The organism is Mycobacterium heckeshornense, from assembly GCF_016592155.1.
GTDB classification, from domain to species: Bacteria; Actinomycetota; Actinomycetes; order Mycobacteriales; family Mycobacteriaceae; genus Mycobacterium; species Mycobacterium heckeshornense.
Genome location: NZ_AP024237.1, coordinates 1,137,615 through 1,155,067 on the forward strand (window position 1 = coordinate 1,137,615; position 17,453 = coordinate 1,155,067).

Here is a 17,453-nt window from a genome sequence, read left to right on the forward strand (position 1 = left end):
AACTTAGCGGCCGAGCAGCCGCTTTTTCTGCTCACTGAACTCTTCGTCGGTCAGGCGTCCCTCGTCACGGAGCTTGGCGATCTCGCGTATCCGGGCCGCGACTCCCGTCACCACCGGGCGCGGATTACTGTGCGTTGCTTGGCCTTTACTGTCAGCCGACGCGTTGCCGCCGGGCGTCGCCGCGCGTCCGGCACGAGTGGTCACGCGCTGGCCGGGCGCCGCTTTGCCGCCATCTCGGCCGCCGCCGCTGCCCAAGGTTCCACCGATGGCGCTTCCGGCCATACCCGCCACAGCCATCTCGCTCAACGGGCTCACCGGGGCACCCGGCAGCCCCGCCGGTGCGCCCGCGCTGGTAGCAGGCCATGCCAGCGCGACCGGCCGGACCGCCGGTGTCGCGACTGTCCAGGCGGGCGGGACGGACAATGCCCCGACTTTGTTTGCCTCGCCAAGCCCCGCCGACACCGCTGAGGCCGACGTCGCCGCCAGCGGGCCCGGGTGCGTGATGATCGCCGGGAATTCGGTCGGCGGCACCGATCCGGTGCCCGGCCACGGCTCGACGCCGGCCCAACCGCTGATGATCTGATCTTCGTGGATCCCCGAGAGAGCACCTTCGATGACGTACGGAAGCCCTACCAACCCCAGCGGGGCGACTGGTGTGAGGGCACCGAGTGCGGCGATACCGCTTGGCCCGTTGACGAAGATGGAAATCAGGCTGGCCAAAGTTGCCAGCGGGGCCGGGGGATCGGCCGCGGCCGCCGGCGCAGCTGCGAAGCTGTGCAGCGCGCTGGGTACCGCCGAAAAAGCTTGCTGGGCCGAGGAGACCGTGCGTTGTACATTCCCGGCGGCGGTGTCTGCATGATCGCCCGCCGTTGCCCGGATCGCCGTACCGTCTGGCCTGACGCTCGTACGTGGCGGGGTGAAAGGCCTAAGCGCCGTGGCAGTTGCCGACGAACCCGCATAGCCGTACATCGCGACGGCGTCTTGGGCCCACATCTCCGCGTACTGGGCCTCGGTGGCGGCGATCGCGGGGGTGTTCTGCCCCAACAGGTTCGTCGCGACCAGTGTTGTCAGCTGAGCGCGATTGGCCGCGATGAGCGGCGGCGGCACCGTCGCCGCCAGCGCCTCCTCGTACGCTGCCGCTGCCGCTTTGACTTGCATGGCCGTCTCCTCGGCCTGCAGTGCGGTGGCGCTCAGCCACGCGACGTAGGAGGCGGCCGCGGTCGCCATCGACGCCGACGACGGGCCCAACCACGGCCCGGCGGTCAGTCCCGAGATCACCGACTGGTAGGAGTTCGCCGCCGAATGTAGTTCGACGGCCAGCCCGCCCCAGGCCTCGGCAGCCGCCAACAGTGGTGCCGACCCAGGACCGGCGTAGATCCGACCGGAGTTGACCTCGGGCGGTAACATTGCGAAATCCATTGAAACCCATCCTCATCGGTGCTTGTGTCAACGGGCAGTGTGCTTTCAGCGCCCGAGTAGGCGGTTCTTCTGTTCGGCGAACTCCTCTTCGGTCAAAATGCCCTCGTCGCGCAACCTGGCGAACTCGCGTAGCTCGGCTGCCACACCCGTCACCACAGTTCGCGGACTGCTCGCCGACGCGGTACCGTCGTGGTCACCGGCCGCACTGTCACCGGCGGTCGCCGTGCGTTCGCCGGCAGACTTCCGGCGTTCAGCGCCAGTCGCCGGTCTGCGATCCCGGCCCGTGCCGAGCGTTCCGGCCATGGCTCGCCCGGCCATACCCGCCAGAGCCATATCACTGAACGTGCTCCCGGCGGCACCCGTCACCTCCTGCGCGGCGGCTTCTGCCGCTGGCGCAACCCCGGTTCCGGGCAGCGCCGGTAGCGTCACCGCGACGGGTCGCACCGCCGGTGTTGAGATGGTCCACGTCGGCGGCACGGACAGGCCCCCGACCGTATGCGCCTGGCCCGCACTCGCCGCGACGGCCGGTGCAGACGGCACAATCGGACCGGTAATAATCGCGGGGAACTCCGTCGGAGGCACGGTCCCGGTGCCCGGCCAGGGCTCTACCCCTGCCCAGCCGCTGACGATCTCATCGGTGTGGAAACCCGTCAGGGCACCGATAACGTCGAAGGGAAAAGAAACTGCCGTCAAGGGGGCCAGCGGGGTGTCGACGCCAAGGGTCGCCAGGCCGCTTGGTGCATCGATGAAGACGGTGACCAGGTTGGCCAACGTGGCCAGCGGACCCGGGGGGTCGGCCGTCGCGGCGGGTGCCGCCGTCGCGAGGTTTTGCAGTGCGTTGGGCACCGCCGAAAAGACCCGCCGGGTGGTTTTCGCGTTGCCGGCGGAGGTTCCGGCGGCTTTGCTGACGGCACTGGCTTGAGTCGCCGCAGCGCCCGCGTCGGTGCTCGACTGCGGCGGCGTGAACGGCGCCAGGGCGGTTGCCGATGCCGAAGACGCCGCGTAACCGTACATCGCTGCGACGTCCTGGGCCCACATCTGGGCGTATTGGGCTTCGGTCGCCGCAATCGCCGAGGCGTTCTGCCCGAGCAGATTTGTCGCCACCAGCCCCGTCAACAGACTTCGATTGGCCGCGATCACCGGAGGCGGGACCGTCGCGGCAAAGGCCACCTCGTAGGCCGCGGCCGCCGCCCTGGCCTGGGCGGCCGTTTGCTCGGCCTGCGCGGCGGCGCTGCTCAACCACGTTATGTAGGGCACGACCGCGGCCGCCATCGATGCCGATGCGGGACCCAGCCACGGCCCAGTGGTCAATGCCGCAACGACCGCCTGATAAGAGTTCGCCGCCGAAGCCAGTTCGGCGGCGAGCCCATCCCAGGCCGCTGCGGCGGCCAACAGCGATCCTGAGCCGGGGCCCGTATACATTCGACCGGAGTTGATCTCCGGCGGTAGCATCGCGAAATCCATTGCGGCCTGACTCCTTAGCTGCGGCTCACAGAGCTCGGGCCGGGTGGCTCCATAAGCGTCACGGCAACCATGTCCGGCGCAACTGCTGGGAAAAACATGGGCTTCCTCTACTCGGTGACTTCTGGGCAACGTGGAATTCGCAGATTACGTTACGGCTAGGTTGCCCACCAAAGACCGTTCTGACCGCCCGGCAAACACATTATGGATTGTTGATGTAATCCGCGCGAACTGATTAACGACTTCTTAACGACGGTGTCGTGTCGGCACGTAACTAACTCACAGGTCATACGCCTGTGGAAAATGGCTGCCGATCGGCTTAGGCCGGCTGTCCCTGGCGCAGCGTGTCCAGCAGTTCGCGGTACGGGCCGATGAGGTAGACGGTGTCGCCGCCCCTCAGCAGGGCATCGCGGCGTGGGTGCAGCTTGACCGGCTCGTCGGGCCTGGTGATCGCGATGACCCGGGTTCGGGTGGACAGATCGAGCATCCGCAGCCCGTCGAGTTCGCTGCCCGGCTCCACGTGCATTCCGCCGACCACGAACGAGCTTTGTCCGACCGAAAACGTCCCCAGCACCTGCAGCCCCATAGCGGCCCCGATGAACCAAGGTGCGGCCAATTCGACGGTCGACCGAACGTTTCGGAAATCGAATCGCTCCGCCACGGCAAAGCCGAGCGCGCGGTCGTAGACCCGCAGCACAATCGGAACGTCAAGCCACCGGTTGACCTCGGGCCACACCCGGGGCCCCAACAATTCGCGTAACACGATGCCGGTCTCGATATTGACCATGTCATCGCGGGTCAGCACCGCCACCGCGCGGGCGCGGTCGACGCGGGCCGATTCCAGCGTCTGCGGCAACGTCGCGTCCCCGAAGATCACCGGCACGTCGAGCTCGGCCGCCGACAACAGGAAGCGGTTGTTCTCGTCGCGCTCGATCACCGCGACGTCGTAGCCAGCGCCGATCAGGTCGCGCACGACGCGGATCCCGAGCACGCTCAACCCCACGACGATGATGTGGTCACGCAAATGGCGCACCCGTGGGCGCCCGGCCGTGTAGATGAAGCGGCGCGACAGCAGCACATCGGCAATAAACGAGACGAGTAAAGCCACCGTGGTCACGCCGCCGAACATCAACATGGCGGCAAACAGCCTTAGCCAGGTGGGCTGATGGCTGAAGCTGAAGTCGCCGTAGCCCGTCGTCGTGATTGTCTCGGTGGTGAAGTAGAACGCGTCGATCCACGTCATTCCGGGACGGCTGGTGTAGGTGAAACGCAGCACGGCCGTCGCCCCGATCAGCAGGACCAGCACCGCGGCTATCACCGGATAAAACGCCGGGTTGACGTCGTCGCGCAGGGTGCGTGCGGCGTCGAGTATTCGGCGCAGCCGGGGCTGGCGTGAGCGCATGGTGGTCGGCCGCGGGACCTTGATGCCCCGGCCGGCCAGCTCGTCGGCGGTACCGATCATCGCGGTCCAGTCACCGGCATGCACGCGCAGGTCGCGGCCCGGACACACCACCATCTCGCCAGGGTTGGCGGAGTTTTCGCCGTGAATCACCGCCACCGGGGCTAGGTCGCCGTAGATGTCGCGCAGCGTCGCATCACGCGGTGCCGCAGTGCCCCAGACGACGAATTTGATGCCGGCCGCCTCGAACGGGTGCATGGTGTGCGCCAGGCACGCCTCAACGATCGCCGGCGCAGCAAGGTCGGCGACGTTGAGGATCGCGCCGGGGCCGTTGTCGGCGGCCACCGCTTCTCGCAGCACGTCATTAGCCAGCCGCGCGACAACCCGCACGTCCGGGTTGGCTTTCCTTGCAAGCAAGGCGATTTCGAGGTTTCTGGCGTCGTCATCGCCGGCGCAGACAACGGCCAGGGCTTGGTCGATGCCAGCCGAGGCGAGCTCGGTCTTGACGCCGGTGTCGAGACGCTCACCGGTGGAGAGCTTCGCAACACTCACCCCGGCGATTTTCAGCTCCTCGACGATCGTCGTCGCCAGCGCGTCCTCACCGCTGACAATGACGTGGCGGTGCGTGGTCTGGTCCGTCACCGGGGTCCGAATTCGTTGTCGCGGCGGTTACGCCACGGCTTGACGTCTTCCGGCATAGTGGCCCACTTTGCTGACATTGCGCTTTATCGGGCCACTATAAGGCGGCTGGCGCAGCCCGCGGGGGGAAAAGTACCGGAATTACTCTCAGGTCTCGAAGCGATATCCCATCCCCGCCTCAGTCAGCAGGTGCCTGGGGTGCGACGGGTCGTCTTCGAGCTTGCGCCGCAGTTGCGCCAAATACACACGCAGATAATGGGTTTCCGTGGCATAGGAAGGTCCCCACACCTCTTTGAGGAGTTCCTCGCGTCCCACCAGCTTACCGCGGTTGCGGACCAGCATCTCCAGCATTCCCCATTCGGTCGGCGTCAGATGCACTTCTGCGCCGTTCTTGATGACCTTTTTTGCAGCGAGATCGATTGTGAACGAAGAAGTTTCGATGACAGGCTGGTCGATTTCGGTCGCTGCGGCGTTGCGGCGCACGGCGGCACGCAGCCGGGCCAAAAACTCGTCCATACCGAACGGTTTCGTGACGTAGTCGTCGGCGCCGGCGTCGAGGGCCTCGACTTTGTCCGAGGAGTCGGTGCGCGCCGACAACACGATGACTGGCGCGTTGAGCCAGCCGCGCAGCCCGGCCAGCACTTCGATTCCGGAGATGTCGGGCAGCCCCAAATCGAGGATCACCACATCCGGGCGGTGTTCGGCGGCGGCGCGCAGCGCGCCCGCGCCCGTCGCGGCGGTGGTGACTTCATAGCCCCGCACCGACAGGTTGATCCGCAGCGCCCGCAGAATGTGCGGTTCGTCGTCGATCACCAGGACGCGTGTCATCGCTCCTCCGGAGGGGCGGCCAGATCCACCACGACGGTCAGTCCGCCGCCCGGCGTGTCGGTCGCCTGGATCGTGCCGCCCATCGCTTCGACGAAGCCGCGGGCCACCGACAATCCCAAGCCCGCGCCGGTGGTGTTGTCGTGATCTCCCAGCCGCTGAAAGGCCTCGAAGATCTGTTCTTCGGCGCCGCGCGGGATTCCACGCCCCTCGTCGATGACGTTGATCAGCACCCGCTCGCGGACGCGCCCGGCGTTGACGCGCACCGGGCAGTTGGGCGCGTACCGCAGGGCGTTGTCGATGAGGTTGGCCAAAACCCGTTCCAGCAGCCCGGCATCGGCCATCGCGACCGCGCCATTGACGTCGACCTTGACCCGGTCAATGCCGGGCCGGAAGAAACCGGTGGCACCCTTGCCGATGCTGACCAGAGCACGCTGCACCGCTTCTTCGAGGTACACCGGACGCAGTTCAGGGCGAATCGCACCCGCCGCCAACCGCGACGAGTCGAGCAGATTGCCCACCAGCGCGGTGAGCTGGTCGATCGATTCCTCGATGGTGGTGAGCAAATCGGCGGTGTCCTCGGCAGAGAAGTCGACGTCTTGGGCGCGCAAGCTTGACACCGCGACCTTGGCCGCTGCCAGCGGGGTGCGCAGATCGTGGCTGACCGCTGACAGCAGGGAGCGGCGCAGCGCGTCGGCTTGCCCGATGGCTTCGGCCCGGCTGGCTTCCTCGGCGAGCTCGCGCTGTTTGACCAGACTCGCGGCCTGCTTGGCCACCGCGCTCAGCACGCGGCGGTCACGAGCGGCAAGTTTCTTGCCAGTCAGCAGCATCCAAAACTCGTCGTCGCCGACTTCAATCGCGGTATCAGCGGAATCGACTGTGGCGCAAGGCTCTTTGCCTACCGATGCCACCAGGTACCGGTTGCCGTCACCGCAGTCCCGAAGCATGCTAACCGCACGCTGCGAATAGGTCTCGCGCACCCGCTCAAGCAGGGTCTCCAGATCCGCGCCGCGCAGCACCGAGCCGGCGAACAGCGTCAGCAGCTCGGCCTCCTGGGATGCGCGTCCAGCTTCGCGGGCGCGCTTGGCGGCGCCGTCGACCAGAACCGCCACCGCCACCGCCACCATCAACAGCACGAGTTCGGTGACCGCGGCGTCGGGTTCGGCGATGGTGAAACTGTGCAGCGGAGGGGTCAGGTAGTAGTTGAGCAGCAGACCAGACAACACTGCCGAAAGCGCCGCCGGGGCAACGCCCCCCAGTAAGCCGACCACGAGCACGCCGATGAAGAACAGCGCGCTCGCTCCGCTGGTGGTCAAAAACCGGTGCAGCCAGGCGACCGTTACCGCGCAGATGACAGATGGGACGAGAAGCGCCGCCAGCCACGACGCGGCGCGGCGTTCACGCGGCGAGATCGACGCTGTCCGAAATCCGCGCTTAGATTCCTCGTGAGTGACGATGTGCACGTCGATCTTGCCGGACTGTTGCACCACCGTCGCTCCGATGCCTTCATCGAAGATGCGTGCCCAGCGCGAGCGCCGCGACGTGCCGATCACCAGCTGGGTGGCGTTCATCTCGCGGGCGAAATCCAGCAGTGCGGTCGGCACGTCGTCACCGACCACGGTATGCAGCGACGCGTCGAGGCTGGCGGCCAGTTCGCGGATCTTGCCCATCCGCGACGCCGATACACCCGAGAGACCGTCGCCGCGTAAGACATGCACCACCATGAGTTCGGCACTGGCTTTCGAGGCGATCCGGGATGCGCGGCGCACCAAGGTTTCCGATTCGGGGCCGCCGGTGACGGCGACGACGACACGCTCGCGGGCCTCCCAGGTGTCGGTGATCTTCTTGTCGGCGCGATACTTAGCCAGCGCAGCATCAACCTGATCGGCTAGCCACAGCAGCGCCAACTCGCGTAGCGCGGTGAGGTTTCCGCTGCGGAAATAGTTGGACAGCGCCGCGTCGATCTTATCCGGTGCATACACGTTGCCATGGGATAGCCTGCGCCGCAAGGCTTCCGGCGTGATGTCGATGAGTTCGATCTGGGATGCCTGTCGCACCACCAAATCCGGTATAGTTTCCTGCTGCTCGATGCCGGTGATCTGGGCGACCACGTCGTTGAGGCTCTCCAGATGCTGGATGTTGACCGTGGAGATCACCGTGATACCGGCGTCGAGCAGCTCCTCGACGTCCTGCCACCGCTTGGGGTTCTTGCTGCCGGGGACGTTGGTGTGGGCCAGCTCGTCGACGAGGACCACTTGCGGATTGCGGGCCAGTACCGCCGGCACGTCCAGTTCGGTGAAACGGCTACCCCGATACTCGATGTGACGGCGCGGAACGATCTCGATGCCCTTGAGCAGCTCCTCAACTTTGCGGCGGCCGTGGGTCTCCACCACGCCGGCCACCAAGTCAGTGCCGCGTTCCAGGCGTCGATGCGCCTCGGACAGCATCGCGTAGGTCTTGCCGACGCCGGGGGCCGCACCCAAGTAGATGCGCAGCTCCCCGCGTTTGCGGCGATGGTCGACGACACTCACGTGACCATCATCCACCTGTGACATCAGCGTGGGAGCGGATACTTCTGGTCCAACGCCAGGTTGAGCTGCACGACGTTGACCCGTGGCTCACCGAAGATCCCCAGATCACGGCCACGCTCGTTCTGCCGGATCAGCTCGCGTATCTGATCGGTGCCGACACGCCGCGCCCGGGCCACGCGGGCAGCCTGGATGTCGGCGTAGGCCGGTGAAATGTCCGGGTCCAGGCCACTGCCGCTGGCCGTCACCGCGTCGGCCGGGACCGGAGGATTGCCGGGCGCGGCGCCGCGGACCGGAACAATCCGGCCGGTCGAATAGTTTTCACCGGGATTCGCGCACTCGACCCGAACGCCGTGATAGCTAGCCACGAACGGCCGAGCCGTGGTCGCACACGGCTCGTTGACGCTGACCACCCGGGTCGGGTGGACGACGCTGCCGCGCGCGTCACGCGGTCCGAGCACCGACAACACGGCTCCCACGCCATTGCCGGTGCAAAACGGGCGTGATCCATCGACGTGTTCGAGCTCGCCGACGGCTTTGCTGCGCGCACACACCAGCGTCAAAAGGCTCTTGCGCGCCGGGGTGTCGACGATGTCCTCGGGCCCCAGATTGCTCGCGCCGCTGGCGGTGGGGTCGTAGCCGTCGCCGGCCGCCGACGGGCGGGTTTGGAAATACTGCGGCAGCGCGCGGCCGGCGGCGTCGGTGAACGACTGGCCGATCAGCCGGCTGCCGACGGCCTTGCCGTCAACCTCGATGATCGAGCCCTGCGCCTTATCGTGCAGCCCGGGAAGCTGCGCGAGCAACCAGACCGCCACCGGGTAGCCCAGGCCGAGCAGTGCGGTCAATACCAGCAGTGCACGCAGCGCCGCCCAATGCAGGCGAACCAGATTCGCAAATCTCATTTCAGCTTATCCCCGGCATGAGTTGAACAACCAGGTCGATCAGCTTGATTCCGATGAACGGGGTGACGATCCCGCCTAACCCGTACAGACAAAGGTTGCGACTGAGCAGTTTCGACGCGCTGCTTGGCGTATAGCGAACACCGCGCAGCGACAACGGTATCAGGGCGGCGATGATGACCGCGTTGAAGATCACCGCCGACAGGATCGCGGACTGCGGACTGTGCAGGCGCATCACGTTGAGCAGATCCATGCCCGGAAACAGCGTGACGAACATAGCCGGGATTATTGCGAAATACTTAGCGATATCGTTGGCGATCGAAAACGTCGTCAGCGCACCGCGGGTGATCAACAGCTGCTTGCCGATCTCGACGATCTCGATCAGCTTGGTCGGGTCGGAGTCCAAATCCACCATGTTGCCGGCTTCTTTGGCCGCGGTGGTGCCGGTGTTCATCGCCACGCCGACGTCGGCCTGGGCCAGCGCCGGGGCGTCGTTGGTGCCGTCTCCGGTCATGGCGACCAGCCGGCCACCGTCCTGTTCCTTCTTGATCAGCATCAACTTGTCTTCGGGGGTGGCTTCGGCGAGGAAGTCATCGACTCCGGCTTCGTCGGCAATTGCTTTGGCGGTCAATGGATTGTCGCCGGTGATCATTACGGTGCGGATGCCCATGCGGCGCATCGCCTCGAACCGCTGCCGCATGCCTTGCTTCACCACGTCCTTGAGGTGGATAACGCCGAGAACCCTCGCCTTTTTGCCGGTCTCGTCGCTGACCACCTCGCCCACCACCAGCGGGGTCCCGCCCGCGGCGGAAATTCCGTCGACGATACGACCGAGTTCGCCCCCAACCGCGCCGCCTCCAGCACGCACCCATTCGGCGACCGCGCTGGCCGCACCTTTACGCAACTGGCGGCCGTCGACGTCGACACCGGACATCCTGGTGATCGCGCTGAACTGGACCCACCGCGCGCCGGCCAACTCACCGGGGGTGCGTGCCCGCAGCCCGTAGGCGTCTTTGACATAGACCACCACCGAGCGGCCCTCGGGGGTCTCGTCGGCGAGGCTGGCCAGCTGCGCAGCGTCGGCCAGTGCGCGCTCAGTCACCGTCCCGACCGGAATCAACTCGGCCGCCTGACGGTTGCCGAGCGTGATCGTTCCGGTCTTGTCCAGCAGCAAGGTGTTGACGTCACCGGCAGCCTCGACCGCGCGCCCGGACATGGCCAGCACGTTGCGTTGCACCAGCCGGTCCATGCCCGCGATGCCGATTGCCGACAGCAGCGCACCGATCGTGGTGGGAATCAAGCACACCAACAATGCCACCAACACGATGCCGGTGACCCCGTTGCCGTTCAGCGCCGCGGTGTCTGAGACCCCGGGATTGTTGGCCTTGGAATAGATCGCCAGCGGCTGCAGCGTCGCCACGGCGAACACGAAGATAATGGTCAACGCCGCCAACAGGATATTCAGCGCGATCTCGTTGGGCGTCTTCTGCCGGTTGGCACCCTCGACCAGGGAGATCATCCGGTCAACGAAGCTTTCCCCGGGCTTTTGGGTGATGCGCACCACGATGCGGTCGGAAAGTACCGTCGTGCCACCGGTGACCGCCGAGCGGTCGCCGCCGGACTCGCGGATCACCGGCGCGGATTCGCCGGTAATCGCCGATTCGTCCACTGACGCAATGCCTTCCACGACATCGCCGTCACCGGGGATGATCTGGCCGGCTTCGACGACGACGATGTCGCCTTGCTGCAGCAGCCGCGCGGGGACGAGCTCTTCGGTGCCGGTGATCCCGGGCGCCCAGCCGCGGAGGCGGCGGGCGACGGTGTCGGCCTTGGACTTTCGCAGGGTGTCGGCCTGTGCTTTGCCCCGCCCCTCGGCGACCGCCTCGGCCAGGTTGGCGAACAGCACTGTCAGCCACAGCCAGAACACGATGAGCCCGCCGAACCAACTCGGTTGGGACAGTGTCAGCACGGTCGACCACACCGCGCCGATTTCGACGACGAACATCACCGGGTTACGCCACAGGGTGCGGGGGTTGAGTTTGCCAAGCGCGTCGGGCACTGATCTCAGCAGCAGGGCCGGGTCTAGCCGGCCGCCTTGGACCCGCCGGTGCGATACCCGCGGAACGGCAGCCGGATCGCTTGTCTGCGAAAGCATTTCAGTGGATCCCCTCAGCGAGGGGTCCCAGGGCCAGCGCGGGCAAGAAGGTCAGGGCTACCAGGATGACCGTCACACCCACCACTAGGCCGACGAACTGCGGCTTGTGCGTGGGCAGGGTGCCGGCGGACTCCGGGATGCCGCGCTGACGGGCCAGGGAACCGGCCAGCGCCAGGACGAGGACCATCGGGACAAACCGTCCGAGCAGCATCGCAACGCCCAGCGCGGTGTTATACCACACGGTGTTGGCCGCCAGTCCGGCGAACGCCGAGCCGTTGTTGTTGGCCGCAGAGGTGAACGCGTAGAGCACCTCGGACAAGCCGTGCGGGCCGGTGTTGGTCATGGCGGAGCGCGGGCCCGGCAGCCCCATCGCCACCGCGGTGCCGAGCAAGACGACCAGCGGAGTGATTAGGAAATAGCTTGCCGCGAGCTTGATTTCGCGTGGGCTGATCTTCTTTCCCAGGTATTCGGGGGTCCGCCCCACCATCAAGCCGGCCACGAAAACCGTAATAATCGCGAGAATCAGCATGCCGTAGAGGCCCGAGCCGACACCGCCGGGCGCGACCTCGCCGAGCTGCATGTTGAACAGCGCCATCATGCCGCCCAGGCTGGTGTAGGAGTCGTGCGCCGCGTCGACCGCTCCGGTGGAGGTGAGTGTGGTCGCGTCGGCGAACACTGCGGAGTCGGGCACCCCGAAACGCTGTTCGACGCCTTCGGTGGCGCCACCCACCGCGGTGGGCACGGTGCCGTGGTGGTGCAGCTGAACCAGCATCATCACGCCGACACTGATGGCGGCGATGACGCCCATGACCGCGACAAGTGCGTAACCCTGTTTGGTGTTGCCCACCATGCGGCCGAACGTGCGCGGCAGCGAAGAAGCGATGATCAACAGCAGGAAGATCTCGATCCAGTTGGTCCAGGGCGTCGGGTTTTCGAACGGGTGAGCGGCGTTGGCATTGTAGAAGCCGCCGCCGTTGGTGCCGAGTTCTTTGATGACTTCCTGGCTGGCGACCGGACCGCCGGTGATGGTCTGCGGCGGGCCGGCCAGCGTGGTGACCACGTGGTCGTGCAGCTGGAAGTTCTGGATCGCCCCGCCGGCGACCAGCATGATGGCGCCTATTACCGCGATCGGCAACAGGATTCGCAGCGTGCCGCGAACCAGGTCAACCCAGAAGTTGCCGAGTTCGCCGCTGCGCTTGCGGGCGAAGCCGCGCACGAACGCGACAGCGACCGCCATGCCCACGGCGGCCGACACGAAGTTCTGCACCGCCAGGCCAGCCATCTGCACCAGATGACCTTGGGTCGATTCGCCGGAGTAGGCCTGCCAGTTGGTGTTGGTGACGAAGCTGACCGCGGTGTTCCACGCCAGCGCCGGCGTCATGGGTGTTGCCGGGTTTTTCAGATGCAGCGGCAGTTTGTCCTGAACCAGCTGAAAGATGAACAGCACCACGACGCTGATTGCGGAAAATGCCAGCACGCTGCGCGCATAGTTGGCCCAGGTCTGTTCGGAGTACGGGTTGGCCCCGATCGTTCGGTAGATCAAACGCTCCGTGCGCGAATGCTTTTCCGAGCAGTAGACCCGGTACATGTAATCGCCCAGTGGCACGTGGACGACCGCCAGCGCCGCGACCAGCAGTGCGAGGAACAACACACCCGCGGTTGCGCTGCTCACTAGAACTTTTCCGGAAAGAGCAGGGCCGCACCGAGTAACAACGCGATCAGGACCGCCAGCACCAGCCCGACAGCGTTGGTGGTCGTCACAGTCCTTCGACCATCTTGAGCACCGCGCCGATCAGGGCAAAGATTCCCGCCGTCAACACCAGGTAGAACACGACAGACACATCGACTCCTGTCACGACAGCCCGTCACGCTTTGCGCGCAGTTTTACCCTGGTCCGGGGGGCCAGGACCCAGCCGACCTTAGGCGGGCGCGCCCTCCGCGGGGAACCGCATTGACGGTTTCTTTACGGCCGGGCTCGCTATCTTTACGGTCTTGGCGGGGCGGGCCGGGGGCCAGTGACGATCAAAGGACGACGGCCAGCCGGCGGATACCCGGGCATTCACCTGCTCGTCGTGGGTGTGGGCATGGGCATGTTGGGCATGGGCGACATGCTTGGCATCGGGGACATAGGTGGCATCGAGGGCATGTTTTTCATGGCGTCCTTCATCGACGCGCAGCACGACTTATCGTCTCTTGTCTGACTTGTCGTTGCGGCCGGACCAGTGGCGTCACAACAACTTTTGTGCGCTCCCGGCTGCGCGATGAGAAGATACAGGCCGGCGACGATGATGAAGATCCCGACGGCAATGCCGGTCATGGCCAAGATCCGGTACAGCCAACGAGTCCAAGGCGGCTCGGTAGGGGTTGGGGTGGCCGGGGCGGTGTTTGTCATGGTTGCTGACCTCTCGTGCGCTCGTTAATCCAGCACCACCACAATATACTATTCTACTAAGTAGATTAGTAGATCAGCCGCACTAGACTCACCGCGGACGGCAGGAGGTTCGGATGTCGGGTGCGCATGGTCTGGGTGAACTCGAGGCCGAGATCATGACCGTCATGTGGGACAACGAGCATCCCGCCACCGTGCGTGACGTGCTTGCCGCCCTCGAGCGCGACGCCGCCTACACGACGGTGATGACCGTGATGGATAACCTGCACCGGAAAGGCCTGCTGACTCGCGAACGATTCGGCAAGGCGTTTCACTACCGACCGGTGTGGAGCCGGGAGGAATACACCGCGCGGCTCATGCGCGACGTTTTGGCGGCCAGCGACAACCACGAGGCTGTTTTCACCCATTTTGTTTCCCAGATGTCGGCCGAGGAAGCCCGTAGTCTGCAGGCCGTCTGGCGGCGCCACACGCGACACGGGACCTAGACACATGCCGATGCTGCTGTGTGTTGCCACACTCTCGCTGCTGACCATGTCGGTGGTTCCGCCCCTGCTGGACCGCCTCACTCCCGGGGTGGCGCCCATGATGCGTCTGGCGGCTTGGCTGGCGACACTGGTCACCGTTCTGGGCGCGGTGATGGGTTTGCCGGCTATCGCTATGGCCAGCGGCCGCGCTGTCACGGCCACTGTGCTGATCCTGCCGATGGTACTAGTGGCACAACGTATTCGGCGTCGCTACGCCGAGTTCATGCACAACGCCCATGAACACGCTCAAGCAGTGAATGTCATCTCGTGCTCTGCCGGCGAGGCAGGATCAAAAACTCGGGTGGTGACGCTCGACTCGGCACTGCCGTTGGTGTACAGCCTTCCCGGCCGCCCGGGCCTGGTCGTCACCACTACCGGTGTGCGCCGGCGGTTGAGCTCCGCCGAGTTGCAGGCGGTCCTCGCCCATGAGGAAGCGCACCTACGTCAGCGCCACGCAGAGTTGCGAGCCGTCGTCGAAGCCGTCGCCGCCACCTTATGGTGGTCCCGATTCTTTCGCTGCGTCGCCGAGCACGTCACAGCTGCAACCGAACTCTGCGCCGACAGCGCCGCCGCGCGACACCACCACCACCCGCACACGCTGGCCCGCGCTCTGCTGGCACTGGCCCCCGCCCCGACGGGGGCGCTGGGTGCGGCGTTGACCGGTGCAGCGGAACGCCTCGAACAACTGCTTTGCCGGCCACAGCGAAACCGTTTTCGCCAGCTTGTCGTTGCATTGACTGCCGTAATGCCGGCCGTTGCAATCCTCACGATCGCGTTCTGGTGTCCGCTGATGACACCCTGATTCAGGCGCGCGCCGGCTGTTCGGTCAGCGGAAGGCGCACTCGAAAGACCGTTCGGCCGTTGGCGGATTCAGCGCTCACCGAGCCGCCGTGGGCCTTGACGATCGAGGCAACTATGGCGAGTCCCAATCCGCTGCCCGATCCTTCTTCCCTGGACTTGTCCGCCCGCACGAACCGCTCGAACAGATGCGGCAACAACGCGGGATCGATATCGGGTCCGTCGTCGGCGACGGACAATTCGACATATGGCGGGCCATCGTCGTTGCGCTGCTGCGTGATTGCCGTCGTCACCGTGACACCGGCCGGCGTGTGCACCCAGGCGTTGCTCAACAGATTGCTGACGAGTTGGTGCAGCCGGTCGCGATCGCCCCGAACCCACACCGGCTCGTCGGGCAACTTCTTGATCCAACGGTGGGTGGGCGCAGCCACCGCCGCATCATTGACGGCGTTGAGGACCAGCTCGCTGATGTCGACGTCCTCGGTTTGCAAGTCTTCTCCTTCGCCGAGGCGCGACAGCAACAGCAGTTGGTCCACTAGTGAAGTCATCCGCCGGGCTTCCGATTCGATGCGGGCCAGCGCGTATTCGGTGGTCGGCGGCAGCGCGGAACTGTCCTGGCGGGTGAGCTCGGCATACCCTTGGATCGCCGCCAAGGGGGTCCGCAGTTCGTGGCTGGCGTCGGTGATGAACTGCCGCATCCGCCGGTCCGAGTCAGCCCGGTGGGCCAGAGCGCGATCTACGTTGTCCAGCAATCGATTCAGTGCGTGGCCGACGATTCCCACTTCGCTGTCAGGATCGGTGTCGTCGGGGCGCACCCGGACGGTGATTTTGTCTTCGCCGTCGGTCAGCGACATCCGGGCAACTGTGGCGGCGGTCGCCGCGACGCGACGCAGCGGCCGCAAGGCGTAACCCACCACCGAAATTGTCAAGACCGCCGTAATCAGCAGCGCCACAACGAAAAGCACTACAGCAACGACAACCCTGCGCGCCACAATCCGATTGGCGAGGTCGAGGGAGACACCCACCACGAGGCGGTCCGCGCCAAATGCCCGGCTATCCACCCGGTAGCGGCCTAGGCTGCCCAGCTCTTCGGTGCGCGGCGGGCCGTTGGTCCACGACTGTGCCTCCAGGGCGCGGACGACCCCGGCCGGAGCCGGCCTCGGCTCGTCCTGAGAAAAAAACCGCGGATCCCAGCACGACACCGTCGCGCACTACCGCGATGAGATTGCCGGGTGTCTGCTCGGTGAACCCCAGCATCGCTTCGCCAATCGGCACCGTATGTCCCGGTGAGCCGCCACTGTGGTATCTGGCATACGAGTGGGCGAATGCGTCCAGCGATTCGGCGAGTTCGGCGTCAGTCATTGCGGTGACATATCCGCGCAGGCTGAGCACGGAGACAACCCCGACGGCCGCCAATACGACACTGACCACGGCCAGCACGCCCAAGAGCAGTTGGCGGCGCATCGAGCGTGGACGCCACCAGCGGGTCCGTCTGGCCGGGGTCATCCCGGGGGGGCGAAGCATGTAGCCGACGCCGCGCACGGTGTGAATCATCGGTTGGTTGTCGGCGTCGATCTTCTTTCGCAGATACGAGATGTACAAGTCGACGATGCTGGTGCGGCCGGCGAAATCGTAGTTCCAGACCCGGTCCAAGATCTCGGTGCGACTCAGCGCTCGCCGCGGATTACGCATCATGAAGCGCAACAGCTCGAATTCGGTGGAGCTCAGCGATATTGGCGTGCCGCCGCGGGTGACTTCACGGCTTGCCCCGTCCAGCGTGAGGTCTCCCACGGTAAGGACCTCGTCTGCCGGCGGCGTCAGGTGGCTGGAGCGACGCAGCAGCCCGCGCAGCCGGGCGACCAGTTCCTCCAAGCTGAACGGCTTGGTCATGTAGTCGTCGGCGCCCGCGGTCAACCCGGTGACCCGGTCCATCACGGAATCGCGGGCGGTGAGAAACAGGGTTGGCGTGTAGGCGTCCGATTCGCGGACCCGCTGCAGGACCTCGAGCCCGTCCACATCGGGCAGCATGATGTCCAAGACGAGCACGTCGGGGCCGATCTTGTCGAACTTGGCCACAGCTTCGCGCCCGTTGTGCGCGACGTCGACCACCCAACCCTCATAGTGCAGCGCCATCTTCACCAAGTTGGTCAGCGCGGGCTCGTCGTCAACCAGCAACACCCGGATTGGCGATCCATCGGCACGGTGGATCCGGGGCAGCTGCCCGAGGATGGCCTGACGCGGACGCTGATCGCGCGCATACCCCGACATTGCCGTCATGTTCCCACATTTTCCCCGGCACATATGAGGTTGTCACGGAGCTCATAGAGATCTCAAATGTTTCACGGCCCACCTAGTCGCCGGCGGGCCGAAACATATGTGTTTTCTATGTGTCTCATCGGCGTTCTTGATCCGCTTAA

Annotated in this window: 12 protein-coding genes and 2 pseudogenes; 3 read left to right on the plus strand and 11 right to left on the minus strand. The window is 65.6% G+C overall.

Annotation, left to right across the window (positions count from 1 at the left end):
- Positions 1 to 3 precede the first annotated feature (3 nt).
- From MHEC_RS05530 to MHEC_RS23990, 9 genes are all read right to left on the minus strand, one after another.
- A complete protein-coding gene (locus MHEC_RS05530; RefSeq protein ID WP_048892838.1) occupies positions 4 to 1,419 on the minus strand; it encodes a PPE family protein, SVP subgroup in 1,416 nt (471 codons plus the stop codon).
- A gap of 45 nt (positions 1,420 to 1,464) precedes the next feature.
- Complete coding sequence (locus MHEC_RS05535; protein WP_048892837.1) at positions 1,465 to 2,883, minus strand: PPE family protein, SVP subgroup; 1,419 nt, start codon at positions 2,881 to 2,883, stop codon at positions 1,465 to 1,467.
- A gap of 316 nt (positions 2,884 to 3,199) precedes the next feature.
- Positions 3,200 to 4,933, minus strand: coding sequence for an NAD-binding protein (locus MHEC_RS05540; protein ID WP_372507404.1), 1,734 nt, complete (start codon positions 4,931 to 4,933; stop codon positions 3,200 to 3,202).
- A 132-nt stretch (positions 4,934 to 5,065) separates the two neighbouring features.
- Positions 5,066 to 5,746, minus strand: a complete 681-nt coding sequence (locus MHEC_RS05545) for a response regulator (RefSeq protein ID WP_048892835.1) — start codon at positions 5,744 to 5,746, stop codon at positions 5,066 to 5,068.
- Positions 5,743 to 8,298 (minus strand): sensor histidine kinase, encoded by a 2,556-nt coding sequence (locus MHEC_RS05550; protein ID WP_048892834.1) that lies wholly within the window; start codon positions 8,296 to 8,298, stop codon positions 5,743 to 5,745. Before MHEC_RS05550 ends, MHEC_RS05545 begins: the two co-directional genes overlap by 4 nt.
- Positions 8,298 to 9,173, minus strand: coding sequence for a potassium-transporting ATPase subunit C (locus tag MHEC_RS05555; RefSeq protein WP_048892833.1), 876 nt, complete (start codon positions 9,171 to 9,173; stop codon positions 8,298 to 8,300). The genes MHEC_RS05550 and MHEC_RS05555 overlap by 1 nt, the downstream gene beginning before the upstream one ends.
- 1 nt (position 9,174) lies before the next feature.
- Positions 9,175 to 11,325, minus strand: coding sequence for a potassium-transporting ATPase subunit KdpB (gene kdpB, locus MHEC_RS05560; RefSeq protein ID WP_048892832.1), 2,151 nt, complete (start codon positions 11,323 to 11,325; stop codon positions 9,175 to 9,177).
- A gap of 1 nt (position 11,326) precedes the next feature.
- Positions 11,327 to 12,997, minus strand: coding sequence for a potassium-transporting ATPase subunit KdpA (gene kdpA / locus MHEC_RS05565; RefSeq protein WP_048892831.1), 1,671 nt, complete (start codon positions 12,995 to 12,997; stop codon positions 11,327 to 11,329).
- Positions 12,997 to 13,086, minus strand: coding sequence for a K+-transporting ATPase subunit F (locus MHEC_RS23990; protein WP_099869130.1), 90 nt, complete (start codon positions 13,084 to 13,086; stop codon positions 12,997 to 12,999). The genes kdpA and MHEC_RS23990 overlap by 1 nt, the downstream gene beginning before the upstream one ends.
- A gap of 254 nt (positions 13,087 to 13,340) precedes the next feature.
- Here MHEC_RS23990 and MHEC_RS05575 point away from each other — a divergent pair, with 254 nt between their 5' ends.
- From MHEC_RS05575 to MHEC_RS05585, 3 genes are all read left to right on the plus strand, one after another.
- A complete protein-coding gene (locus MHEC_RS05575; RefSeq protein WP_200902203.1) occupies positions 13,341 to 13,526 on the plus strand; it encodes a hypothetical protein in 186 nt (61 codons plus the stop codon).
- Positions 13,527 to 13,830: 304 nt separating this feature from the next.
- Positions 13,831 to 14,199, plus strand: a complete 369-nt coding sequence (locus MHEC_RS05580) for a BlaI/MecI/CopY family transcriptional regulator (RefSeq protein WP_048892829.1) — start codon at positions 13,831 to 13,833, stop codon at positions 14,197 to 14,199.
- Between the two features lie 10 nt (positions 14,200 to 14,209).
- Positions 14,210 to 15,040, plus strand: coding sequence for a M56 family metallopeptidase (locus tag MHEC_RS05585; protein ID WP_160315063.1), 831 nt, complete (start codon positions 14,210 to 14,212; stop codon positions 15,038 to 15,040).
- A 1-nt stretch (position 15,041) separates the two neighbouring features.
- Here the strand turns inward: MHEC_RS05585 and MHEC_RS05590 are convergent.
- Positions 15,042 to 16,542, minus strand: a pseudogene (locus MHEC_RS05590) (sensor histidine kinase).
- A 3-nt stretch (positions 16,543 to 16,545) separates the two neighbouring features.
- Positions 16,546 to 17,313, minus strand: a pseudogene (locus MHEC_RS05595) (response regulator transcription factor); the annotation flags it as partial.
- Positions 17,314 to 17,453: the final 140 nt, after the last annotated feature.

What these genes read in the sequence shown, in the direction of transcription:
- MHEC_RS05530 (WP_048892838.1), bottom strand. Translation starts at nt 1,419, where the DNA reads ATGGATTTCGCAATGTTACCGCCCGAGGTCAACTCCGGTCGGATCTAC.
- MHEC_RS05535 (WP_048892837.1), bottom strand. Translation starts at nt 2,883, where the DNA reads ATGGATTTCGCGATGCTACCGCCGGAGATCAACTCCGGTCGAATGTAT.
- MHEC_RS05545 (WP_048892835.1), bottom strand. Translation starts at nt 5,746, where the DNA reads ATGACACGCGTCCTGGTGATCGACGACGAACCGCACATTCTGCGGGCG.
- MHEC_RS05550 (WP_048892834.1), bottom strand. Translation starts at nt 8,298, where the DNA reads ATGTCACAGGTGGATGATGGTCACGTGAGTGTCGTCGACCATCGCCGC.
- MHEC_RS05555 (WP_048892833.1), bottom strand. Translation starts at nt 9,173, where the DNA reads ATGAGATTTGCGAATCTGGTTCGCCTGCATTGGGCGGCGCTGCGTGCA.
- kdpB (WP_048892832.1), bottom strand. Translation starts at nt 11,325, where the DNA reads ATGCTTTCGCAGACAAGCGATCCGGCTGCCGTTCCGCGGGTATCGCAC.
- MHEC_RS05580 (WP_048892829.1), top strand. Translation starts at nt 13,831, where the DNA reads ATGTCGGGTGCGCATGGTCTGGGTGAACTCGAGGCCGAGATCATGACC.
- MHEC_RS05585 (WP_160315063.1), top strand. Translation starts at nt 14,210, where the DNA reads ATGCTGCTGTGTGTTGCCACACTCTCGCTGCTGACCATGTCGGTGGTT.